Origin of the sequence: Alcanivorax sp. DG881, assembly GCF_000155615.1 — a bacterium.
Taxonomy (GTDB): domain Bacteria; phylum Pseudomonadota; class Gammaproteobacteria; order Pseudomonadales; family Alcanivoracaceae; genus Alcanivorax.
The window spans coordinates 2,387,471-2,410,642 of the sequence record NZ_DS989915.1 but is presented as its reverse complement, the minus strand read 5'-3'; the positions used below and the strand labels follow the sequence as shown (position 1 = coordinate 2,410,642).

Here is a 23,172-nt window from a genome sequence, read left to right as displayed (position 1 = left end):
TGACAAGAAAAGGAACAGCACTATGGCGCAGTTGCCCTCCGATATTTCCAGCCTGCTGATCCCCATGCAGGGACGCCCCTGGATGGTGCCCAATATTGTGGTGGCCGAGGTGATTCCGTTGCGCCAGCCGGATCGCCCGGGCCATGGTCCGGAATGGCTGCTAGGCTGGCTGAGCTGGCGTGACCAGCAGATCCCGCTGCTGTCATTCGAAAAACTCAACGAATCCGGCCAGGTCACCATCGGCCAGGATGCCCGGATTGCCGTGCTCAACACGGTAGCCAGCAAGGCGCCTTTTTATGCAGTAATCGTGCAGGGGATTCCCCGCCTGATGAAAGTGGCCAAGGACGACCCGGTGGAAGAGCCGGTGGACACCGGCCCGGCGGAGGCCATGTATATTCAGGTCGGTGGCGACCTGGCGGTAATCCCGGATCTGGATGCCATTGAAGGTGCTGTGGCGGGACTACAGAAACCGGCATGATCGACCGTGAGCGACTGGCGGCGCTGGCCGCCGAAGAACCCGCCAGCCAGCGCCGCAAGCACGCTTTCCGTAACCGGTATGCCACTGCGCACCACGGACTCGGCTCCTTCCTGCGCTGGCAGTGGCAATCGCGCGGACGTTTTCCCGACCATCAGTCCTTTCCGCTACACACCCCGGACCCGGAACAGCTGGCCCAGCCAGGCAATCACCCGCAGATTACCTGGATTGGCCATGCCACCTACCTGTTCCAGCACCGTGGCTGGAACCTGCTCACTGATCCGGTGTTTTCCGACCGTTGCTCCCCGTTCACCTTCGCCGGCCCGAAACGGGCGGTGCCACCAGCACTGACCATCGAGCAACTGCCCGACATCAATGCGGTGCTGATATCCCATAACCACTACGACCACCTGGACAAGGCCTCGGTAAAGCAATTACAGGCCCGCTTCGGGCGCGACATTCTCTGGTTTGTGCCCCAGGGTATCGCCGCCTGGCTGCGCAAACTGGGTGTAGAGCGGATCATCGAGCTGGGCTGGTGGCAGAGCGACTACCACGGCCAGGTGGAGGCTTTCTGTTTGCCCGCCCAACATTTCAGCGGGCGCGGCGCCAACGATCACAACCAGACCCTGTGGTGCAGCTGGCGCCTGAACTTTCCGGACTTCAGCCTCTATTTTGCCGGTGATACCGGGTATGCACCGCTGTTTAACGAAATTGGACAAGTATTCGGGCCGGTAGATCTGGCATTATTGCCCATTGGGGCCTACGAGCCGCGCTGGTTCATGTCACCGGTGCACATCAACCCGGCAGAAGCGGTTAAAATCCATCAGGATATTCAGGCGCGCCAGTCCCTGGCCATGCACTGGGGCACCTTCGTGCTCACTGACGAACCCATGGATGCGCCGCCCAAAGCGCTGGCTCGGGCCCTGACAGAACAACACATTGAACACGCACATTTTCGGGTTCCGCAGCATGGCGAAACCCTGACCATTGAACTGACACATGAATAAACAATACCCCGGCCGCCGTCTCTGGATGGTGGTTCGCCTTCTTGCCTGGCTTCCCTTGCCACTGGTCACCGGATTCGGTGCCGCCGTTGCTACCCTGGTGACCCTGGTACCGCTGCGCTATGCCAGCGCCTACCGGGTGGTGCTGATCAACCTGCTGGCCACGCACCCGCACATGACCTATGCCCAAGCCAAAAAAATCGGCCGCCAGAGCTTGCGCGAACTGGGCCGCACGCTCACCGAATTCAGCCACGTCTGGCACCGGCCCGTGGAGGAAACCCTGTCACGGGTCACCCATATCCATGGCGAGCAGGCCTTTCTCGATGCCTGCGCCAGCGAACGGCCGGTATTGATGCTGTCACTGCACCAGGGCAGCTGGGAAATCAGCAACCTGTATGTGGGCGACAAAGGCAGCCGGGACAAGACCCTGATCATGTACCAGCCTCACCCGGCCACGCTGATGGATGCCATGGTCAAGGCGGCCCGCGAACGCACCGGATCCGTGCTTATCCCCACCAACAGCCAGGGCGTCAAACAGGCGCTGGCGGCCATGAAAGCCGGTGGCACTCTGGGTATTCTCTCCGACCATAATCCAGGCAACCGCAGTAATCCCTCTGTGCCTTTCTTTGGCTATGACGTGCCCACCCCGGCGCTGATCGACAAACTGGTCCAGCGTTACCGCCCCCATGTGTTTATCGTTTCCTGCATTCGCGGCGAAGGCGGAGTGAAAGATATCCACCTGCACTTCGAAGAGGCCCCGGCCATCGAGCAGGCCAACGACACCGCCGAAATCCTCACCGCCATGAACAGCGGCCTGCAACGCTGCATTGACCGCAACCTGAGCCAGTACCAGTGGACCTACAAGCGCTTCAAATGGAGCCCCCGCGGCCGCCGTAACTGGTACCGGCAGTCCAACCGCCTGCTGAGTGAGATTCGCACGGGTACAGATCGCAAAGCGCTGGGCCTGCATCCCGACGCGAAGCCGTGAACCCCGCTGCCGGCCAGCGCTCGGGTGGTGTAGAATAACGCCATTGTTTCATGCGTTTACGCAACGCGCTCATTCATCTGTGACCCAAGGTCCTGGCCGCAGTTACCGGGTTTTCCGTTCTGGTCTCCTTGTTCGCCGCAGCATCGCCTGCGCCCCGGTCGCGTCTCACAGGAGACCGCAATGTCTTTCTTGTCTCGTACCTTTCAGGCCGTGGATGTGCCGGTCTTTATTCTCAGCGGCGGCCTGATCCTGCTGTTTGTGGGCCTGTCCCTCTGGGATATTGAGCAAACCGCCGCCTGGGTACAAACCAGCTTTGCCTGGTCCACCAAGTTGTTTGGTGCCTATTGGCAGCTGCTTATGCTGGCCACCTTTTTCGTCTCCCTGTACTTGGCCATCAGCCGCACCGGTAACGTTCGCCTGGGAGGGATGGACAAACCGGAGCTGTCCACCTTCAAGTGGGTGTCGATCATTATGTGTACCCTGCTCGCCGGTGGTGGCGTGTTCTGGGCGGCAGCGGAGCCCATTGCCCATTTCATCTCGGCGCCGCCGTTGTTTGGGGAAGGCAACACGCCCATGGAGCAGGGCACCAATGCGCTGGCGCAAAGCTTCATGCACTGGGGCTTTCTGGCCTGGGCCATTCTCGGTTGCCTGACCAGTGTCACCCTGATGGTACTGCACTATGAAAAGGGCTTGCCGCTAAAGCCCCGGACCCTGCTGTATCCGGTATTCGGTGACCGCATTATCCACGGCGCCGGCGGGGCAATTGTCGATGCCTGCTGTGTACTGGCGGTCGTCGCTGGCACGGTGGGGCCCATCGGCTTTCTTGGCCTGCAAGTCAGCTTCGGGCTCAATGATCTATTCGGTATCGCCGACACCTTCCGCACCCAGCTAGCGGTCATCCTCGGGTTGGTTTGTATCTATACCATCAGCGCCATTACCGGCGTAAACCGGGGCATCCAGATACTCAGCCGCTTCAATGTATTGCTCGCCATTGCGCTAATGGCCTTTATCCTGATCGCCGGCCCGACGGCGTTCATTATCGACGGTTTCGTGCAGGGCCTTGGCACCTACCTGGGTGAGTTTTTCCCCATGGCCACCTTCCGTGGTGACCCTGGCTGGCTGGACTGGTGGACGGTGTTCTTCTGGGGCTGGTTTATCGGCTATGGCCCCTTGATGGCACTGTTTGTGGCACGCATTTCCCGCGGTCGCACCCTGCGACAGCTGGTCGGCGTCGTAGCCCTGGTGGCCCCTCTCGTCACCTGCTTCTGGTTCACTATTGTCGGCGGCACCGGCATCTCCCTGGAAATTGCCCAGCCCGGTATTATTTCCCAACCATTCGAAGGCTTTAATCTGCCCGCCGCCTTGCTGGCCACTACCCAGGCCCTGCCCTGGGGCACCTTGTTGTCCGGCCTGTTTCTGGTGCTGACCACCATCTTCGTGGCTACCACCGGCGACTCCATGACCTATAGCGTGTCCGTGGTGATGACCGGCACAGAAGAGCCCCCCTCCGCCATACGGGTATTCTGGGGCATCATGATGGGCGCCAGCGCCGCCATTTTGATCAGCATCGGTGATGGCGGCATTGACGCCTTGCAGAAGTTCATTGTGGTCACTGCGGTGCCGGTTTCACTGGTTCTGTTGCCCAGCCTGTGGACCGGCCCGGCACTGGCCGGCGAACTGTTGCGCAAGCAACAAGCCTAATTGCCTGCGGCTCAGGGCGGCGGCACAATGCTGCCACCCCGGGCTCGCATCCGGCTCCCCCTATTTTCAGCCCCTGGAGTGGCGCGCATGACTATCGAAAACGGCAAGGTGGTCACCTTGCAATACAGCCTGTTCAACGCCGATGACGGCAGTGAAATTGAAAGCTCCCGGGAAACCGGCGAGCCCATGGCCTACCTGCACGGCTACAACAACATCATCAAGGGGCTGGAAGCGGCTCTGGAAGGCAAGAACACCGGTGACGAAGTGGATGTCACCATCAGCCCGGAAGACGCCTACGGCGAATACAACAACGAGCTGTTCCAGCGTATTTCCCGCAAATACCTGAAACACGCAGGCAAACTGGAGCCCGGCAAAGTGGTCACCGTTTCCACCGATGAAGGCCCGCGCATGCTCACCGTGTTGAAAGTTGGCCTGAAAGCCGTAGACGTGGACGCCAACCATCCACTCGCCGGCAAGTCCCTGCGCTTCGTGGTGGAAATCACCGATATCCGTGATGCCACCGACGACGAAAAAGCCCACAAGCATGCCCACGGGGTTGGCGGGCATCAGCACTAACCAGTTGAAAGGTGAAAGTTGAAAAGCGCGGGCAGGTTCTGGGGACACCCGGCAGACATCTTCGCCGCGCCGCAAAGTAGAACGAGGCCCAAGACATTAGGTGTTGAATAGCGCACGGGGTTGAGCCGCGGCGACAACTTTCAACGGTTGCTGAATGGCCCTCTCGCGCTTTGTAACTTTCAACTTTGAACTTTCAACTCGTCTCTCTCATTTTCAGCCATTTCCTACCGACGAACCTGTCACCAACGTGCTATCTTAGTCCATCAAAATAATGCACACGCTACAGGGGCACAGGAATGGATCTGCCGGAGTACAGTTACTGGATTATCGCCGGGCTCGCCTTTGTGATTGCCGAATTTGCCGTGTCCGGGCTGGTGGTGATCTTCTTCGGGATCGCCGCTTTGCTGGTAGGCAGCCTCAAGTTTCTCGGGCTGCTGGATGACACGACCTGGGAGCTCACCATTTTTGCCGCCACCAGCCTGTTATTGCTGGTGTTTGTCCGCCGCGTGCTCAACGACAAGCTGATGGGCAATGAGCGACCCCGTGGTGAAGGTGAGGCAGACAGTGCCGGCCTGGTCGGTGGCCGCGCCACCGTGGCTGAAGCCTTCGCCAAAGGTACCGGCACCGTCAACTATCGCGGTGCTCGCTGGCAGGCACAATGCGCCCAGCCCCTACAGCCCGGCGACATGGTGCGCATCACCCACCACGACGGCCTCTGGCTCACCGTAGAGCCCTGGATGCCAGGACCGCAGACGCCACCGGCTGAATGACCCCTATCGCCAACCCGTTTTCATCTCAACTCGCTAGCAATAACAAGGAACCCTATCCATGGCAGGTTTAATTATTTCCGCTCTCATCGCCCTCGGCGTTGTCATTCTGCTCTTCATGGTGATTCGCATCGTGCCGCAGCGGCAGGTGTATGTGGTGGAACGGCTGGGCAAGTACCAGACATCCCTGGAGGCGGGCCTTCACTTTCTGATGCCCTTTATCGACCGGGTTGCCTACAAGCATTCCCAGAAGGAAATCGTCCGTGACGTGCCACGCCAGAGCTGTATCACCAAGGACAACATCGAAGTCTCCATCGACGGCGTCATGTACCTGCAGGTAATTGATCCCAAGTCCGCCAGTTACGGTGTGGATGACTATGTCATGGCTGCCCAGCAACTGGCCCAGACCACCCTGCGTTCCGTGATCGGTAAAATCGATCTGGACAAGACTTTCGAGGAACGCGGCGAAATCAATATGGAAGTGGTCAAGGCAGTGGATGAAGCAGCCCAGCCCTGGGGCGTGAAAGTCCTGCGTTACGAAGTGGCCGACATCAACCTGCCCGTATCCATCAAGGATGCCATGGAGAAACAGGTCCGCGCCGAGCGGGAACGTCGCGCGGTGGTTGCTGAATCCGAAGGTGAGCGCCAGGCCGCCATTAACCGTTCTGAGGGTGACCGCCAGGCGGCGATCAACCGCTCCGAAGGTGAAAAGCAGGAGATGATCAACATCTCTGAAGGTGAAAAAATGAAGCAGATCAACGAAGCGGAAGGGCGCGCCCAGCAAATCGAGCTGATCGCCACCGCCACCGGTGAAGGTCTGCGCCAGGTTGCTGCGGCCGTGAAAGAAGACGGCGGCCAGGAAGCGGTCAGCCTGCGCATCGCAGAGCAATACGTTACCGCTTTCGAGAAAGTGGCCAAGGAATCCACCACCATGCTGCTGCCCCAGGGCCTCAGCGATATTGGTGGCACCGTCGCCAGCCTGCAAAAAGTCCTCAAGACCGTGGAAAAAACCCCGGCTTGATTCCCGACCCTGCGAGCGATCGTCATGCGATCGCTCGCAGGATTATTCCCTTCTTCGCACTCTTCTTCCCCTGCTAGCGCCCCGCAAACCTCGCCCTGTTCCCCCTTCCTTGGTTAACCCGTATAAATAGAAAAGCCTGTTATCTGGCCCATGGTAATTAACCGGCCTCTGCTATAGATTTCATAAGGACAGGAATTCTGACACGGAGAGTATTATGAAACCCGGACTCCTAGCCGCTGGTCTGCTTGGGGCTGTTGCCCTTGTCGGCTGCAACAACGACAGCTCTGAAGAATCCGCACCGACCAACACAGCGCCTCCCGAAAACACCCCCGCAGCAGCCACCACAGCTCCTGACAGTGAAACCCTTTCTCGCTCATTTGAAGACCTGAACCAGCCCGAAGAAGGGGCATCCATGTCAGAGTCTTACGCCAGGGTGGTTGCCGCTCAGGCCTATGTCTGGGCCTGGCCCATGGTCAACCAGGCGAATCGGCGCGCGGGCATTACCCAGGCACCCAAACCCGGGTTACTCAACGGCATCGTACCGGTGGCCCCGCAGGGGCACATTGCCATGCTCAGTGACTACATCGATCCGGCAGAAACCTTTGTCACCTGCCCCAATCAGGATGTGGTTTATGGCCTGGGTTTCTTCTCACTGAACGAGCAACCCGTTGTCATCCAGGTGCCGGATTTTGGCGACCGTTTCTGGGTCTACGCAATTTATGACCAGCGCACCGATCAGGTAGGCGAGCTTGGCACACCCTACGGCACCAAACCCGGCTTTTACCTGTTGGTAGGCCCGGACTGGGAAGGAGAGGTTCCCGAAGGGATCAATGATGTGATCCATTCCTCGACGGAGCTGGCCAACATGATTCCCCGGGCGTTCATGGATTCCACAGAAGAAGACAAGAAAGCCATTCAACCGGTGATTCGCCAAATCAATGCCTACCCGCTGTCAGAGTTCGATGGGGAAATGAAAACCGTAGACTGGTCGCAACTTCCCTCTTTCCCGGCCCCCCAAAGCGATGGAGAGACCAAGTGGGTGGTGCCGGAAAAATTCTTCGAGCAATTGCCCGCCGTACTGGATCAGGTGCCACCCTTGCCAGGCGAGGAAGCCATTTACGCCAATGTTCGTGCACTGCTTGCCGCCGCCGAGCGCGATCCTGACATCAAACAAGCCATTCTCGACGTTGCCATCGAAACGGAAAAGACGGTGATTGCCGACTTTTTCAAATGGGAAAACAACGGCAAGCCTGCCGGCAATGGCTGGAACCGTTCCGTCAACAATGCAGAGTGGGGCGTGGATTACACCATGCGCACCGGCACCGCCCGCTCCAACATGTTTGATAACCGCCCCAACGAAACCCAATATTTCTATACAGACAACGACGGCAATGACCAACAGCTAACCGGGGATAATCTCTACAGCATTACTTTTGCCAAGGGAGAAACCCCGCCGGTGAAGGGCTTCTGGTCGCTGACGCTGTACAACGATAAACATTTGTTCTATCCCAATGATCTTCAGCGTTACTCTCTGGGCACCAAGAACAAGGACCTGAAGCGTAACGATGACGGCTCCCTTACCTTGTACGCCGGGCACAACAAGCCATCAGAGGACAAGCTAAGTAACTGGCTGCCAGCACCGAAAGGCACCTTCTCTCTCTACATTCGAGCCTATTGGGGCAAACAAGCCATTCTCGATGGCACCTGGAAACCTCCGGTCATCAAGAAGGTCAGCCCGTAAGCTATCCGAAAGGGGCGCACTCAGCGCCCCTTTTTTCAGGTCCATCACCAAACGTCGTGCGGGACACATTCTTGCAGCACACCTTGCACCTACCCCATGCTTTCAAACTATTGCGGTCGCACTTTCACTCCCTACCGGGTTGCATTCCCTCCCCGCCGTCCCGATAGTCTGTAGCACCCTATGCACTGACTGATCTGGAGCCCCCATGTCCCGTCATTTTGAAAAAGCGGAAGGCCTGTTCGAACACCCGGATGAGGTCACCCATGAGTACCTGTTCAACCAGACCATGTTGCGGATCAAGGATCCAAAACCAAGCCTGGACTTCTACACCCGGGTGCTGGGCATGCGACTGGTGCGCAAGCTGGATTTCCCCGAGATGAAATTCAGCCTCTATTTCCTCGGTTATCTGAGCGAAGAGGAAGCCGGTGACGTACCTGGCAACGACGCCAAACGACTGACCTTTACCTTCGGCCGCGAGGCCATGCTGGAGCTGACCCACAATTGGGGTACCGAAGATGAGCCGGAGTTTTCCTACCACGATGGCAATGCCGAACCCCAGGGCTTTGGCCATATCGGCATTACCGTTCCCGACGTTTACGCAGCGGCGGAGCGCTTCGAAAAACTCGGCGTGAGCTTTATTAAACGTCCTGATGACGGAAAAATGAAAGGCCTTGCCTTTATCAAGGACCCGGACGGTTACTGGATTGAAATCCTGCAAGCCAACATGATGGAGAAGCAGCAATCCTGATTGTTTTTTATTTCACTTTTTTGACAGCAAAAATTCCTTTTTGCATTCCCTCCTGACTCTCCCTTATGGTTTGAGTTTGGCATAACGCCGAACTCACCATACGGGGATGACTTGATGACCACCTTGCTTACCGCGGCACAGAAGAAAGCCTGTCAATCTCACGAACACAGCCCTGCACCCAACGGCCCGCGCGCCAAAGCGCTGCTGGCTCTCAACAACGGGGCAACACAGCAGCAAGCCGCCGCCGATTCCGGCCTCAGCATTGGCCAGGTGCGTTACTGCCTGCGCCGCTTCCGGCTGGTAGGCCTGGATGTTTTTACAAAACTGAAACCGACAAAAGACAGCGCAACCAACACCCAAAAAACCAAAGAAAAAAAGCCCAAGAAAAAATCCGACAAAAAAGAAAAATCAGACAAGGGAAGCAAGAATACCGAAAAGAAAAAGAACAAAAAAACTGAAAAGAAAGGAAAGAAAAAAGACAGTAAGAAAGGCAAAAATTCCAAATCGAAAAAAGACAAAAAAAAGAAGAAAAAGTAATCCGGAATTACTTTTTCTTGCAAGAAACCCTGCTTATTTCGCGCCAGTGAGTCAGAAACCAGAGGGCGACACCTGCCAGGCATAATCCATCTGCCGAGCGGTGCGCACGGCCAGTTCGCGGCTGTGCAACCGTTCCACCAGATGCAGGCTCATATCAATACCCGCTGAAATACCGGCAGAGGTTAGCCGATTGCCATCCTCAACCCAGCGGACCCCACTCTGAACGTCCAGCCCCGGAAAACACGCGCGCAGCTCAGTAATGTCTTCCCAGTGGGTTGTCACTTTTTCATCGGTCAGCAGCCCGGCTTTGGCCAGCAGAAACGCGCCCGTACAGACCGACGTTACCCAGCGGACCTGTTCCCCGGCCCGGCGAATAGCGGCAAGCAGGGCAGCACTGCTCATGGCTTCGGTATGCACCCCACCGCTGACCAGCAGCACATCCAGAGGCGGGTGGTTCGCCAGGGTGAAGTGACTTTGCACAGGAAAACCACCCCGAGCCATTACCGTCGTTTTTTCGCTGATTAACGAGACGCGCCAGGGCGGGGCGTCACACAGCCGGGCCGCGGTGGCAAACACCTCATAGGGGCCAGCAAAGTCCAGCACCTCGGCCTCATCAAAGATTACAATTCCGATTTGCAGCATGACCGCTCCTGTCCATTATTTAGCGGGAAGAAGACGCACGAATTCAAAGCACGCGGAAAGCCAGCGTTGCAGCACCTCATCGTCCGACAGCACCGCATCATCCACCATGATCATGCCCTTCATGGGCCGACCGGTGAAATCCATTTCGCTGGCCCCCGGCTCCAGCAACAAAGCGTCATAAGCCTGCGGCCCAACCCGGGCCAACAACCGCTCGCCAAGAATACCGCAACACATGTTGCCCGCGAGCATGAAGCACAAGCCGCCGAACATGCGTTTTTCATCTGGCAGCGTGCCGGCCACCTGCAGCCATTGTTCCCGTACGCGCTGGGCCAGCTCACCATCGAATGCCATCAATCCCTCTCGACCATGCCGCTCAGCGGGACGCGCCGCGCCGAATCACTAACGCAATGCCGCCCAGAATCGCCGCCGATGCCAGCAGCAAACGCAGGGTGAAGGCCTCGTCCAGCCATACCACCCCGGCCAGGGCCGCCAGCACCGGCACACTCAGCTGCACCGTGGCCGCCGTGGAGCTGGCCAGCCCCCGCAACGCCAGGTACCAGATGGCATAACCGGCTCCCGACGCCAGGGCACCGGACAATACCGCATACACCAGCCCGGCCCCCTGGGGCCATTGTGCCGGCCAGGCAAATAGCGCCAGTGGCAGTAGCCAGATCAACGCCCGCAAGAAATTGCCGGCGGTTACCGCCGTCGCATCGGCCGCGCCCTTGCCGCGCAAGGAGTACACCCCCCAGGCGGCGCCCGCCACCAGCATCAAGGCGGCGGCGGCCAGCGGCGGTGCCGTGGCGCCGGGCAACATCAGCGCGACCAGACCCGCCAACGCCAGCATCAGCCCCAACCACTGCAGCGGCGCCAATCGCTCACCACGATACAAACCGATACCGATCATAGTGGCCTGCACTGCGCCAAACAGCAGCAAGGCGCCAGTGCCCGTGGCAAGCTCAACGTAGGCCAGCGAGAACCCGGCAGCGTAGACAAACAACGCCAACGCCGACCCCTGATTACCCTGCGTAGCCATGGCTTTCACACTGCGATCCCGCAGCAACAGGATCAACCCCAGTGCCACTGCGCCGGACACCAGCCGCACCGCCGTAAAGCTGGCGGCATCTATCGCACCTTCGCGCAGGGCGAGACGGCACAGCACCGAATTGGCCGCAAAGGCCACCATGGCTAATGCTGTTAACCACAGGCTACGAGTCACAGTCATTAACATTCCACAGAGAACGTATTAAGGGTGAAGACCAGCGGGGCAACAATCGGACTGGCTAACAGCATTGGCGCTCTTCCTGCTACGTCTGCTGCACTAACAATAGACAAAAACAAGTCTGCCACTGCACTTATACCGATGGCCATAAACGGCATCAACGAAGAGGGATAAATGGCTGCATAAGAATCCGCCACTGCATGGCTTCAATATCCAGCCAATCACGAAACGGAGCGGCTTGCTCCCCCACCAAGAAAAACAATACCGCTGCGGCATTGCAAATAGCTGTGGCCCAAAATATGCCCGTGAACGGCTGTTTTCGCGTCTTGTGGCGAAACAATGGTCGGGCGATCAACGCCCCCGGCCAACCTCCCGTCAGCGCCAGTAGATGAAGGGTGTCCTCCCGCGTCCGCGGTTTCGATTTTACTGCTGCCCGTTTATCCCAGCCATAGAACAACAGCGTGATAATACTGAGCGCTACCAATGCCGCTACCAAAAAAGGCGAAAACACATAATCCCGACTCAACCATAGAACCCCGCCCAAGAACACAGCCGCCGCAACCATTGCAACCAACACCCCTACCGGGATTCTGTCTTGGCATTGCCGAGGACCAAGCACTTCTTCAGCTCGTAGCCCCTTATTTCTGTCTCTCCTAGCGCGGTATCGGACCTTGTCCCCTATTGAGGGCCTGGCTCGCCTAGCTACAAAAGCACTGATATGAACAAATACCCTGTCACCACCATCACAAGGGACAATAAAGCCATAACCCTTGGCATCATCCCACTGAATCAGTTTTCCTTGCTGCAATGTCATTATCCCCACCACGCCCACAGCGCTGCCAATAGCGCCACCGGGGCGGTTTCCGCCCGCAGCACCCGGTTGCCCAGGGCGAAAGGGGTAAACCCGGCATCCGCTGCGCGCTGCAACTCGTCATCGGAAAACCCGCCTTCCGGCCCCGTCAGCAATGCCAGTGCGGGTTGCGTCTGCAAGGCAGCCGGAGAGAAGGGCTTTTCACCCGGGTGGGCAATCAACTTCAGGGCGGGAAGGTCCGACGCCAGCCAGTCACGCAGACTCAACACGCCACGCACGGCAGGCACCCGGTTCATCCCGCACTGCTCGCACGCACTGATCGCCACCTGCTGCCAATGGGCCAGCTTCTTGTCCTGGCGCTCACCCTTGAGGCGCACTTCGCAGCGTTCGGTGTCGAGAATCACCAACTCCCCGGCACCCAGCTCGGTGGCTTTCTGGATCGCATAATCCATGCGCTCGCCCTTGATCATCGGCAACGCCACCGTCACCGCCAGCGGGGCAGTGCGGTCTTCATCAGTAAACGCCTGCGGTTCGATGGTGACGGCTTTCTTGCTGATGGCAGCGATACTCGCCAACCATTCACCGCCACGACCGTTGAACACCACCAACTCATCGCCCACCGCCATGCGCAACACCTTGCCAATGTGGTGACTGGCGCTGGCCCCCAGCTCTACGGCTTGCCCGGAGAGGAAATCCTGATCATCAAAAAAACGGCGCGGCATGGAATCTCCGTCATGAATAGCTGCCAGCGAGAAAAACAAAAGGCTACCATACGTGCGCCACGCGTCAGGCGTGATTTTTCCTTCCCGCTGGATGAGACCCTGCCTATGGGCGAGATCGTACGGTCAGCATTTCGACCGCCACTATGGTTACGCAACCCGCACCTGCAGACCCTGTGGGGGCCCATGGGCCGCAGCCTGCCCGAAGTGACACGGCGCAGCGAGCGGCTGAACCTGAAAGACGGTGACTATTTACTGCTGGACTGGGCCGGGCCGGAAAGTCGACCGGGGCAGCTCACCGTGCTGTTACTGCATGGGCTGTCCGGCTGCAGCGACTCCCATTACATGCGCGGCATGCAGAAGGTGCTGGCCGAGGCGGGCATTCGTTCCGTGGCCATCAACAGCCGGGGCGCCAAGAAACCCAACGACACCGCCCTGTGCTACCACGCCGGGGAAGTGGACGATGTGGATGCGGTCATCAAGCATGTGTTCCATGAGAACCCCACCGGGCATCGCATTGCCATTGGCGTTTCACTCGGCGGCAGCCGCCTGCTGAACTGGTTGGCCCACCGGGACAATGGCGACCTGAGTGCCGTGGCCACAGTCTGCTCCCCCTTGCGGCTGGACATCTGCGCCAACCGGCTGGATCAGGGCCTGTCGAAACTGTACCGCCAGCACCTGCTGAAAGCCTTGCTGGGCAATTTTGCCGTTCAGAAAGCCCATCTGGACGAGGTGAATCCCCCGGAAGCCAAGCGCCTGCATCGCCTGAACATGAGCGGCATCCGCTCGTTCTGGCGTTACGACGACCAGATCATCGCGCCGCTATACGGTTTCCGTAGCGCCTACCACTATTACGCACAATGCTCCGCCGGCCCCAAGCTGCTGCAGATTCGCACCCCGACCTTGATGCTGCAGAACCGCGACGACCCCTTCATGACACCGCAAACCCTGCCGCACCAGGAAGAACTGGGGCCTGCCGTAACGCTGGAAGTGAGTGATTACGGCGGGCATGTAGGGTTTGTAGGGGATAAAAGCCAACGTTACTGGCTGGAGCAACGCCTGCTGGCGTTTGTGCAGGGGTTTGGGTTTCGCTGACAGGGATGGTTCTCGGCAGAGAGGGGGACGCAAGGCCAATAACAACATGGGGTCATGCCAGGATGCCATGGAGGTCAGTGAAATGTGAGGTCTGACCCCGTGCCCTTCTGTGCCCTTCTGCGTGCCCTTAGGGCAACTCTGGTTAAGAGAAGGTGTCCACTAAAGCGGGGGAACTACAACGTCCGCCTTGCGTGACTTGTTAATCTCTTAGTCGTAGGCAAAACCAAGACGCGGAAATCCATCTTCAACCCAGTACGGGCCGTCACCTCTATGATCTAAAAGGTGCTCAATCATTTCCCGGAAACTAAGTGCTACGATTTCCGCATCCTCCGTTGCATGTAGTTGCCAAAAGCTATCGTAGCATCGCCCCAGTCTATCTGGATTCAAATCTATCGAAATATATTGTTCTGGCCCGCTGTTAGCGGCAACATACCAATCATATGACCTATCATTTTCCGGTAAATCCCAGTCGTACCCCTCTGGAAAAATAATCTCGTTGGAGGGAACGAAATTCTGGGGCTCAGGTATCTCGTACGGTGAAAGGGAGTTTTGCAATAGGACCGCTCCCCCGGCCAATGAATAAAAAGACTGGACATCTAACGGAAGCGACAAATGATCCGGTATTTTGGGAATGCCTTTGGGCGGAAAAACCCTGCAATCAGGAGTGTTTTGAATTCTTTTTATGAGATCCCTCACGGGTTTCCTCTTTGAGATTAACGCCTGGCGCAGCAGGCAAATTGGAGCGACGGAGGAGCGGAAATTTGGTCTGACTGCCGCCACTTGTTATGCGCTTTGGTAAAATTTGGCTGCACGTTCTTCACGTTTAGCTCTTCTCTCATCTATCTCTTTCTTATTTTTTTCAAGAAAATCAATTGGATTCCAGTACTTGAATTCATTTTTTGGCATGCCATACCTTTCCCGTATCTTCTTTGATAACTCATAAGCTTGGAGGCCAAGATTTGAATATTGGAAATGCCTCTCCTCGAAGCCTTCTTCGTAATCGGGCGGGGATGCAACATGTTCACAAACACTGCCAATCATTCCATTGGCCTCTTCGATTCCTAAAGGGAAGTTAAGAATTTCATACATAAGATCAAAAGGAAGGGATTGCCAGTCAACATCAAGCGAATCGAAGTTTAATACTGGAGTAGTTGAGTTTACACGTAGACATCCTTGCTCATCTCTTCCGTACATTTCGCCATCGTCACTTACGACTGAAACGCAGCCTTCAACAAAACGATCAAGCATTGTAGTTACCCTGATTGCTAAAAATTGGGCTTTCTTCTTCTTGGTTCTATAATCGTTCCAGAATTCTCTGGCCACTGTAAGAATTGCACCTAGGATTACGCCTGAGACACCGATCAATAGTTTTTCCATGCTTGTTCCTTAGAGCGGATCTGTCTTATTTTCTCGCATAACGCCATGCTCAGCCGCCGCGTCAGCGGTCGGACTGGAGCTTCTTGTTAGGTTGCGGCACAATAACCTCAACCAGCCTCACTTCTTCAGGCGCTCTCCATGCGTAAAGGAACAAAGCAATCAAGGCAACCCCTCCAACAATGACAAGTACCAATGGATGGTTAGCACCGAGATATATAGCTAAAAACTGCAAGCCAAATGCTACCAAGCAATATCTTATCAGTGTAGGAGCCGCACCCTTCCAACCCTTTTCTTTGATAAAATTCTCAGGCCTTTTTAGATAAACGCCACAATGAGGACATATAAAAGACAGCTTCTTTTCCCTCCAATCCTCGCATCCCGCATTACGGGGAGAGAAAAGCTCACCACAATTTTGGCACTTGTATCTCATCACAACCTAACGCCCGGCTCACCGGGTAAATTTTTGATGGCGGCTTTTGTGCGGCTTTATGCACAAAAGATGACAGCGGAAATTTATCCGGTGCAGCCGCTTGTTACGTTGCACTGGCACGGGCCTGATGATTGAAAAATAACACCAAGTTTCGTGCCGTTGTCACCTTGCCGTAGTAAGGGTTACTTTCGTAGCCATCAAAACTTCGGCTAGTTCGTTGCGCAATTTCCTCAACTAAATCCAGATCGAGATCATCTTGATCAAGCATCAATGTGTCGAATAGCCCATCTGAAGCCGTTATAGGTACACGTTGCTTAGTTGGAAGTGCGGCTTGAAGCTGCTCATAGACTGCTCGGATAATCCAAGTATCTACGACCTTTGGATCAAATTCCTTGGCAAATTCACAGATAGATAAACCACTACGCTCTTTGCACAAATCTTGGAAATGTCTCTCTACTTTAGGCTGATCTATTGCACTCCAAGCTATTACTAAAATGGCTATTCCTGCAGCCACTAGCAGGTACCAAGGCTGATAAATAACGACTGCCAGCGCTATGACGAAAAAAGCAACTAGCGCAGGCTTGCTTGCCCTTCTAGGCTCGTACTTGGGCATGAACCGTGATGCTTGCTTCATACTTCACCTTGCAACGTAACGCCCCTGTGCAGCGGCGAGCGTAGCGAGTCCGGCGCCGAAAGGCGCGAACTGCCACGAATTGTTAGGCTATTAGTTGAGCAGCCACACGCCAACTCCAATCCCTATAGCTGCCAAAATGAGCTTTGAAACAGTTGCAGCTGCAAGATTTGGCTCCACTCCAGCCGCGAAGGCCTTTTGGTAATACCATTCGTTGTTCGCATGAATAAATAAAATCATACCGATTGAATGTATGGCCAAAAGAAAAAATGCACCGCTAATCCAGTTCATCTCCCACCCCCTTTTCCGAGATTGAAACCCCAATGCCTATTATTATATTTCCAATTACATAGACTATGGGCCCGCCAACACAAGCGTATAGCAAGTACGCGATACCTTCTAAAACTTCGAACCGCCCAAAAGAGTTAAGACTTTCCCTAGCTGCATACCCAAGAATAATCAGGATCGCCAGCCTAGAAAAATAGCCTATTAACGATATTAGAGCGCCTATTTTGTGCATTTCAGAAGCCTAACAGCATATTCAATTGCAGATGCGATATATCACTTTGCAATTTATCCCCGTTCCCATTCTTCGCCGAATCTACTCAAAAAACCAAGCCGACCAGTGCTTTATCCGCAAGCCAGGAATCATTATCACCTGGATTTTCTTGCACTTGCGTGTTGAACAGGAATTTTAGTCCCGACTTTTCTTGCACTGCCAAATTTAAAAAATCACTTTAGCTCAACCACTTACAAATTTATGTAAGCCATATCCTACATATTCAACTTGCGCGCTGGTGAAAAACGGCGGGATGGCGAGCAAAACAAACATGGGGAGGGAACATCCGCAAACTGACAACCAGACATTCAGCGATCATCAACGCCCGCGCTTGAAAGGGATTGGTGGGATGGGTTCTTAGCAGGGATAAGCCTGGCGCCTTCACCACAGAGCACACTGAGAAATGAGGGTTTCCCTCAGTGTTCTCTGTGCCCTCAGTGGTAAACCGTTTTTATAGCGGCAGCGGGATGAAAGGGCAGCTATTCGCTGCCGGTTCTGTCCAGCCTGGGCATATGGCCCAGCAACAATTCGCTGGTGTTGTCCGCCGCCCGGTAGCGCGCCTTCATTTCCGCCAGATGCTCCCGGGCCTCCCCTTTCAGGAAGGGCTCCTCCAGGCAGATGATCTGATAGACGCCATGGCGCATCAGGCGCTCATCCAGGCCTTCATCTGCCGCCGCGTCCGGGCGCAGGCCATGTATCAGGGCCGCCCACGAAGACATCAGTACCCAGGTATTGACCATCAAGCCCTGTAGCTGCTCATCGTCCAGCGCCAGAATCCCGCTGCTGCGCAACTCCTCGTAAATCACCGTCCCGCGCACCAGCACCGTTTCCACAAACTGCTGATAACGGGCCGCCAGTGCCGGGTCCGCGTGCAGAAAGTGAGACAGATCCCGGTGGAAAAACCGGTACTGCCACATGGACGCCAGCAACCCCTCGAAATAATGCACCTTCACTTGCCAGCTTAACGGCCCCTGTGGCGCTTCCAGCAGAGCCAGCAGCTGGAGCTGATAGCGGTCGAACAGAGCCGCCACAATCGTGCCCTTGTTGCGGAAGTGGTAGTACAGGTTGCCCGGGCTGATTCCCAAGGCATCCGCAATGTGATTGGTCGTCACGTTGCGTTCCCCCTGGCGGTTGAACAGGGAGAGGCTGGTTTCCAGAATGCGATCTTTGGTGCTGGTCATAAGGGGCCAAATGTGGTCTTTTCGATACACGATGTTGACTCTTAGAGTAATTACTCTAAAAATCAGACTCAAGGTGAATTTTTAATCATTCCATCATACATAACGATTGAACTCGGGAGGCGAGGACCATGGTCGCCGAAGTAAAAGAACTGCAAGGCAACACCACCGCAATTGAGCGCATGCACCGCATCTTTGATGCCCAAAAGGCCGCATTTCGCCAACACCCTTATCCCAGTGCCGAGCAACGCATCGCGCTGATGAACCCTATCAAGCCGATGCTGCTGGATAACATCGACGCCTGGGTCGAAGCGGTCAGCAACGATTTTTCCAACCGCGCAGCAGACGAAACCAAGCTGGCAGAAATTATGCTCAGCGTGGAAGCGCTGAAGTACAACAGCAAGAAGCTGCGCAAGTGGATGAAGCCGGAAAAACGCAGTGTCAGCGCCCTGAGCTGGCCCGGCAAAACCTGGGTGGAATACCAGCCGCTGGGCGTGGTGGGCATTATCGTGCCGTGGAATTACCCCATCCAGCTGGCCATCGTGCCCGTGCTCACCGCGCTGGCCGCCGGCAACCGGGTCATGGTCAAAATGAGCGAAGCCACCCCGCGCACCGGCGCCTTGCTGGAAAAGCTGGTCAGCGCCGCTTTCCCGGAAGAGCAACTCGCCGTGGTCAATGGGGAAGTGGACGTGGCCCAGGCCTTCTCCGAACTGCCCTTTGACCATCTGCTGTTCACCGGCTCAACCGCCGTGGGCAAACACATCATGCGCGCTGCGGCCAACAACCTGACTCCGGTCACTCTGGAGCTGGGCGGCAAGAGCCCCTGCATCATCGGCCAGGACTTCCCCATGAAGGACGTGGCCGAACGGATTGCCTTCGGCAAGTGCATGAACTCCGGCCAGACCTGTGTAGCCCCTGACTACATCCTGTGCCCGGAAAATCGCGTGCAGGAATTCGTGGACGCCTGGACCGCCCAGGTGAAGCAGTCTTACCCCACCATGGTCAATAACCCCGATTACACGGCCATCGTTAACGAGCGTCAGCTCAAACGACTGCAAGGCTACGTCACCGAAGCCCGTGAGAAGGGCGCCGAGGTGATTGAGATCAACCCGGCCAATGAAGACTTCAGCGGCAGCCAGAAACTGCCCCATACCATGGTGCTCAACGCCACCGACGATATGCAGATCAGCCACGACGAGATCTTCGGCCCGCTGATGATCGTGGTGCCTTACAAGACCCTGGACGACGCCATCGATTACGTGAACGAGCGCCCCCGTCCGCTGGCCCTGTACTACTTCGACTGGAACCAGGCCAACGGCGACAAGGTGCTCAAAAGCACTCACTCCGGTGGTGTCTGCCTGAACGACACCATCTCCCACGTGGGCGTGGATGACATTCCGTTCGGCGGTATCGGCCCGTCCGGCATGGGCGCCTACCACGGCCCGGAAGGTTTCAAGACCTTCTCCAAGGCCAAAGGGATCTACAAAAAGGGCAAGTTCAACGCCACCAAGTTTATCCTGCCGCCTTACGGCCGGGGCATGCACAAGTTCATCGATAAATACATGCTGAAATAAAAACGCCGGCAGGTCCTGACCTGCCTTTGCAGTAGCGTCGCTGGCAGCGCCATATCCCAGCGCATGCAATCGCTCCGCCAGCGACGTTCCTGCAGATAACGACTAACGAATAAGAAGAGTGCGCTATGGATCAGGGAATCAATCGCCGCGGCTTTCTCAAGCTGAGCGCCGCCGGCAGTGCAGTACTGGCCACCGGTTCCGGGTTGGCCCTGCTCACCGGTTGCTCCAGCAATGACGGCCCGGCAACCGGCTATAAACACTTCCGACAGCAAGACGTGGACCTGCTGACCCCGCTGGTGGGCGCCGTGCTCGGCTCTGCCCTCAGCGATGCGGGCGCCACTGCCGAAGACGGCATGAAAGCCTTCGACGACCTGCTCGACGGCGGCATGCCCGGCACTCGGGGTGCGCTGTTTCAGGTACTGGATCTGATGCAACTGGGCGCCGCCCGCTGGTATATCACCGGCAGCTGGGCCAGCTTTGCCGACCAGAGCGACGACGAGCTCCAGCAAACCCTGGCGAACTGGTCTGCCAGCGAACGGAGCCTGTCCCGCATGGCCTTCAAGGGCCTGACCCAGCCGATCTATATGGCCTGGTATGTCAAACCCACCGGCGCCCGTACCACCGGCTATCCCGGCCCACCCCGGAAAATCGTTGCCTGACACGCGCCGCTTTCGGCCCGCACCACTTTTGGCCGTTATCGCGTGTTACTGCTAGCCAAAGAAAAAGGATAACGCCATGCAGGACCTGACTACTCTCACCATCAATGTGAAAGATCCGTGGAAAGACCCGGCCAACGGCTGGGACGTGCTCGACGGTCGCACCATCACCGACAACCGCACCCTGGAAGCCGATGTGATCATCGTTGGCACCGGCGCTGGCGGCGGCGTCAGTGCGGAAATCCTCAGCCAGCGTGGCCTCAAGGTCATTCTGGTCGAAGCCGGCAAACTGAAAAGCTCCGACGATTTCAAACTGGATGAAGGCGCCGCCTATCGCGACCTGTACCAGGAAGGCGCCCTGCGTGCGACCAAAGACGCCGGCATGACCGTGCTGCAAGGTCGCACCGTGGGCGGCACCACCGTGATCAACTGGACCAGCTGTTTCCGCACCCCCCACGAAACCCTGCAATACTGGCACGACGAATTCGGCGTACAGGGCCTCAGCCGGGCGCAAATGGACCCGTGGTTCCAGCAGATGGAAACCCGACTCAAGGTAGAAAAGTGGGCCATCCCCCCCAACGCCAACAACGACGTGATGAAGCGTGGCTGCGACAGCAAGGGCTGGCACTCCGCATTGATCCCCCGCAACGTGAGCGGCTGCTGGAACATCGGTTATTGCGGCATGGGCTGCCCCACCAACGCCAAACAATCCATGCTGGTCACCACCATTCCCGGCGCACTGGATCATGGCTCCACGCTGATTCACAGCGCCCAGGCCGACACCCTGATCATCGACGGTGACACCGTCACCGGCGTACGGGTGCGCCCCCTGAACGACGACAAAGTCCCCACCGGCGCCACCGTCACCCTCAAGGCAAAAACCGTGATCGCGGCCGGCGGCGGTATCCAGAGCCCCGCACTGCTGATGCGCTCCGATGCCCCGGACCCCAATGGCCTGGTCGGCAAACGCACCTTCCTGCATCCCACCAGTTTTGCGTTCGGCATCTACGACAAGGAAATCGCCCCGTACTATGGCGCGCCGCAATCGGTGTATTCCGACGAATTCAACTTCAAGCACGGCGTCAACGGGCCGGCAGGTTACAAGATGGAAATGATGCCCATGCACCCCGGCCTGTCCGGTGCGCTGATGGGCGGGTTTGGCAAACGGGCCCGCGATGAAATCGAACGTCTGCCCAACCTGGCCGCGTCCATCGCCATGATCCGCGACGGCTTCCACGACGATAACCAGGGCGGCACCGTGGAATTGCGCGATAACGGCGAACCACTGCTGGATTACCCGGTTAACGAGTACCTGCTGGATGGCACCAAACGGGCCCACCTGACCATGCTGGAAATGCAGTTTGCTGCCGGCGCCAAAGAGGTTCGCCCCAGCCACGCTGATGCCGGGTACTACAAAAGCTGGAAGGCGGCCCGCGAAGGTGTTGCACAACTGGACTATGCCCCGGTCATCACCGGCCTGGGCAGCGCCCACGTCATGGGCGGCCTGACCATGGGAGCCGATGAGAGCCGCTGTACCGTCAACAGCGACGGTAGCTACAAACACCTGAACGGCCTCTACGTCATCGACGGCTCGGTGTTCCCCACCAGCATCGGGGCCAACCCGCAGTTGTCCATATACGGTCTCAGTGCACGCAATGCCTCGGCTCTGGCCGACAAGCTGAAAGCCTGAGCGCCCCCTGTCACCCTGCTGCGCCACCCTCGCGCAGCAGGGCTTTTCATCATCCCCCTTACCGCCACACCCGACTTTCTCTGCCCATCCTCGCCGAAAACCGCAGGAAGCAGGCGAAGCCGTGCGCCAAATAAGGTATAAGTGCGGCATGAAAACCCCGCAACGTTTACAGCCCCTGGTCGATGACGGTCTCGTCGATGAGGTCATCAGCCGTCTGATGAGTGGCAAGGAAGCCGATATTTTCGTGGTCCGCTGTGGCCAGGAGATCCGCTGCGCGAAAGTCTACAAGGAAGCCGCCAAGCGCAACTTCAAGAAAGCCGCCCAGTATCGGGAAGGGCGCAAGGTGCGTAACAGCCGCCGCAGCCGGGCCATGGAAAAGGGCTCCAAATTTGGCCGCGAACAGCAGGAGCAAATCTGGCAGAGCGCGGAAGTGGATGCCCTGCGCCTGCTTGCCAGCGCCGGGGTGCGCGTGCCCAAGCCCTACGACATGCTCGAAGGCGTGCTGTTGATGGAACTGGTCACCGACGACGAAGGCGATGTGGCTCCCCGGCTAAGCGAGGTGGTGATGTCCGCCGAGCAAGCCGAGGAAGACCATGCCCTGATGATGCAGTACGTAGTGCGCATGCTCTGCGCCGGCGTGGTTCACGGTGATCTGTCGGAATTCAATGTGCTGGTGGACGACTACGGCCCGGTCATCATCGACCTCCCCCAGGCCGTGGATGCCGCCGCCAACAACAACGCTGAAGCCATGCTCTACCGGGATGTGGACAACATGACCCGCTATTACGGCCAATACGCACCGTCACTGCGCGGCAGCCGCTACGGCCAGGAAATCTGGGCCCTGTATGAAAGCGGGGAGCTGACACCGGACAGCGAACTGACCGGCCAGGTGGACGACGACGAGCACATTGCCGATGTGGATGATGTGCTGGCAGAGATCAAGGCCGCCTTCGAAGAAGAGCAGGAACGGCGCGAACGCCTTAGCGGCGACGCAGAGGACAATGGTTACTGAACGGCCCTGAACACACCG

The 23,172-nt window shown here is 57.2% G+C and carries 25 protein-coding genes; 15 read left to right on the top strand and 10 right to left on the bottom strand.

Annotated elements, in window-relative coordinates; genetic code table 11:
- Window positions 1-22 precede the first annotated feature (22 nt).
- The 10 genes from ADG881_RS10925 to ADG881_RS17580 all read left to right on the top strand — a co-directional run bounded on the left by ADG881_RS10925 (window position 23) and on the right by ADG881_RS17580 (window position 9,558).
- A complete protein-coding gene (locus tag ADG881_RS10925; protein WP_007150659.1) occupies window positions 23-478 on the top strand; it encodes a chemotaxis protein CheW in 456 nt (151 codons plus the stop codon).
- On the top strand, window positions 475-1,482 hold the full coding sequence (locus ADG881_RS10920) for an MBL fold metallo-hydrolase (RefSeq protein WP_007151462.1): 1,008 nt from the start codon (window positions 475-477) through the stop codon (window positions 1,480-1,482). Before ADG881_RS10925 ends, ADG881_RS10920 begins: the two co-directional genes overlap by 4 nt.
- Window positions 1,475-2,467: a lysophospholipid acyltransferase family protein gene (locus tag ADG881_RS10915; RefSeq protein ID WP_039926632.1), complete on the top strand. Its 993-nt coding sequence runs from the start codon at window positions 1,475-1,477 to the stop codon at window positions 2,465-2,467. The genes ADG881_RS10920 and ADG881_RS10915 overlap by 8 nt, the downstream gene beginning before the upstream one ends.
- A 180-nt stretch (window positions 2,468-2,647) precedes the next feature.
- Entirely contained in the window at window positions 2,648-4,168 is a 1,521-nt protein-coding gene (locus ADG881_RS10910; RefSeq protein ID WP_007151067.1) for a BCCT family transporter, read from the top strand.
- 87 nt (window positions 4,169-4,255) lie between these two features.
- Window positions 4,256-4,744, top strand: a complete 489-nt coding sequence (locus ADG881_RS10905; protein WP_039926631.1) for a peptidylprolyl isomerase — start codon at window positions 4,256-4,258, stop codon at window positions 4,742-4,744.
- 296 nt (window positions 4,745-5,040) lie between these two features.
- Window positions 5,041-5,514: an NfeD family protein gene (locus ADG881_RS10900; protein WP_007148704.1), complete on the top strand. Its 474-nt coding sequence runs from the start codon at window positions 5,041-5,043 to the stop codon at window positions 5,512-5,514.
- 58 nt (window positions 5,515-5,572) lie between these two features.
- Window positions 5,573-6,532, top strand: coding sequence for an SPFH domain-containing protein (locus tag ADG881_RS10895; protein WP_007148844.1), 960 nt, complete (start codon window positions 5,573-5,575; stop codon window positions 6,530-6,532).
- Window positions 6,533-6,746: 214 nt separating this feature from the next.
- Window positions 6,747-8,273 (top strand): DUF1254 domain-containing protein, encoded by a 1,527-nt coding sequence (locus ADG881_RS10890; RefSeq protein ID WP_007148809.1) that lies wholly within the window; start codon window positions 6,747-6,749, stop codon window positions 8,271-8,273.
- Between the two features lie 205 nt (window positions 8,274-8,478).
- Window positions 8,479-9,021, top strand: coding sequence for a lactoylglutathione lyase (gene gloA, locus ADG881_RS10885; protein ID WP_007149371.1), 543 nt, complete (start codon window positions 8,479-8,481; stop codon window positions 9,019-9,021).
- Between the two features lie 114 nt (window positions 9,022-9,135).
- Window positions 9,136-9,558: a helix-turn-helix domain-containing protein gene (locus ADG881_RS17580; RefSeq protein WP_007149435.1), complete on the top strand. Its 423-nt coding sequence runs from the start codon at window positions 9,136-9,138 to the stop codon at window positions 9,556-9,558.
- A gap of 51 nt (window positions 9,559-9,609) precedes the next feature.
- On the opposite strand, the gene ADG881_RS10875 is transcribed toward ADG881_RS17580, so the two are convergent.
- From ADG881_RS10875 to ADG881_RS10855, 5 genes are all read right to left on the bottom strand, one after another.
- On the bottom strand, window positions 9,610-10,200 hold the full coding sequence (locus ADG881_RS10875; RefSeq protein WP_007150903.1) for a DJ-1/PfpI family protein: 591 nt from the start codon (window positions 10,198-10,200) through the stop codon (window positions 9,610-9,612).
- A 15-nt stretch (window positions 10,201-10,215) separates the two neighbouring features.
- On the bottom strand, window positions 10,216-10,551 hold the full coding sequence (locus tag ADG881_RS10870) for a TfoX/Sxy family protein (protein WP_007150428.1): 336 nt from the start codon (window positions 10,549-10,551) through the stop codon (window positions 10,216-10,218).
- 22 nt (window positions 10,552-10,573) lie between these two features.
- Window positions 10,574-11,425 carry a DMT family transporter gene (locus ADG881_RS10865; protein ID WP_050760148.1) on the bottom strand — a complete coding sequence of 284 codons (852 nt, stop codon included), beginning with the start codon at window positions 11,423-11,425 and terminating at the stop codon, window positions 10,574-10,576.
- 154 nt (window positions 11,426-11,579) lie between these two features.
- Window positions 11,580-12,236 carry a cold shock and DUF1294 domain-containing protein gene (locus ADG881_RS10860; protein WP_050760147.1) on the bottom strand — a complete coding sequence of 219 codons (657 nt, stop codon included), beginning with the start codon at window positions 12,234-12,236 and terminating at the stop codon, window positions 11,580-11,582.
- Window positions 12,236-12,955 (bottom strand): 16S rRNA (uracil(1498)-N(3))-methyltransferase, encoded by a 720-nt coding sequence (locus ADG881_RS10855; protein WP_007151212.1) that lies wholly within the window; start codon window positions 12,953-12,955, stop codon window positions 12,236-12,238. The genes ADG881_RS10860 and ADG881_RS10855 overlap by 1 nt, the downstream gene beginning before the upstream one ends.
- 105 nt (window positions 12,956-13,060) lie before the next feature.
- Between ADG881_RS10855 and ADG881_RS10850 the strand changes: the two genes are divergently transcribed.
- Window positions 13,061-14,047, top strand: coding sequence for a YheT family hydrolase (locus ADG881_RS10850; RefSeq protein WP_007149855.1), 987 nt, complete (start codon window positions 13,061-13,063; stop codon window positions 14,045-14,047).
- Window positions 14,048-14,254: 207 nt separating this feature from the next.
- Here the strand turns inward: ADG881_RS10850 and ADG881_RS10845 are convergent, their stop codons facing one another.
- The 5 genes from ADG881_RS10845 to ADG881_RS10820 all read right to left on the bottom strand — a co-directional run bounded on the left by ADG881_RS10845 (window position 14,255) and on the right by ADG881_RS10820 (window position 18,225).
- Window positions 14,255-14,743 (bottom strand): SMI1/KNR4 family protein, encoded by a 489-nt coding sequence (locus tag ADG881_RS10845; RefSeq protein WP_083787478.1) that lies wholly within the window; start codon window positions 14,741-14,743, stop codon window positions 14,255-14,257.
- Window positions 14,744-14,830: 87 nt separating this feature from the next.
- Window positions 14,831-15,424: a hypothetical protein gene (locus ADG881_RS10840; RefSeq protein ID WP_039926627.1), complete on the bottom strand. Its 594-nt coding sequence runs from the start codon at window positions 15,422-15,424 to the stop codon at window positions 14,831-14,833.
- Between the two features lie 533 nt (window positions 15,425-15,957).
- Complete coding sequence (locus tag ADG881_RS10835) at window positions 15,958-16,488, bottom strand: hypothetical protein (RefSeq protein WP_039926626.1); 531 nt, start codon at window positions 16,486-16,488, stop codon at window positions 15,958-15,960.
- Window positions 16,489-16,578: 90 nt separating this feature from the next.
- Window positions 16,579-16,776 (bottom strand): hypothetical protein, encoded by a 198-nt coding sequence (locus ADG881_RS10830; RefSeq protein ID WP_039926625.1) that lies wholly within the window; start codon window positions 16,774-16,776, stop codon window positions 16,579-16,581.
- A 747-nt stretch (window positions 16,777-17,523) separates the two neighbouring features.
- Window positions 17,524-18,225, bottom strand: coding sequence for a TetR/AcrR family transcriptional regulator (locus ADG881_RS10820; RefSeq protein WP_007148601.1), 702 nt, complete (start codon window positions 18,223-18,225; stop codon window positions 17,524-17,526).
- 128 nt (window positions 18,226-18,353) lie between these two features.
- On the opposite strand from ADG881_RS10820, the gene ADG881_RS10815 reads away from it, so the two are divergent.
- The 4 genes from ADG881_RS10815 to ADG881_RS10800 all read left to right on the top strand — a co-directional run bounded on the left by ADG881_RS10815 (window position 18,354) and on the right by ADG881_RS10800 (window position 23,154).
- On the top strand, window positions 18,354-19,796 hold the full coding sequence (locus ADG881_RS10815) for a coniferyl aldehyde dehydrogenase (RefSeq protein ID WP_007148412.1): 1,443 nt from the start codon (window positions 18,354-18,356) through the stop codon (window positions 19,794-19,796).
- A gap of 125 nt (window positions 19,797-19,921) precedes the next feature.
- The gene (locus ADG881_RS10810; protein ID WP_007149357.1) at window positions 19,922-20,455 is read left to right on the top strand and encodes a twin-arginine translocation signal domain-containing protein; all 534 of its coding nucleotides are present in this window, start codon (window positions 19,922-19,924) and stop codon (window positions 20,453-20,455) included.
- A gap of 76 nt (window positions 20,456-20,531) precedes the next feature.
- Window positions 20,532-22,142 carry a GMC family oxidoreductase gene (locus ADG881_RS10805; protein ID WP_007151553.1) on the top strand — a complete coding sequence of 537 codons (1,611 nt, stop codon included), beginning with the start codon at window positions 20,532-20,534 and terminating at the stop codon, window positions 22,140-22,142.
- A 148-nt stretch (window positions 22,143-22,290) separates the two neighbouring features.
- Window positions 22,291-23,154 carry a PA4780 family RIO1-like protein kinase gene (locus ADG881_RS10800; protein ID WP_007148564.1) on the top strand — a complete coding sequence of 288 codons (864 nt, stop codon included), beginning with the start codon at window positions 22,291-22,293 and terminating at the stop codon, window positions 23,152-23,154.
- Window positions 23,155-23,172 lie beyond the last annotated feature (18 nt).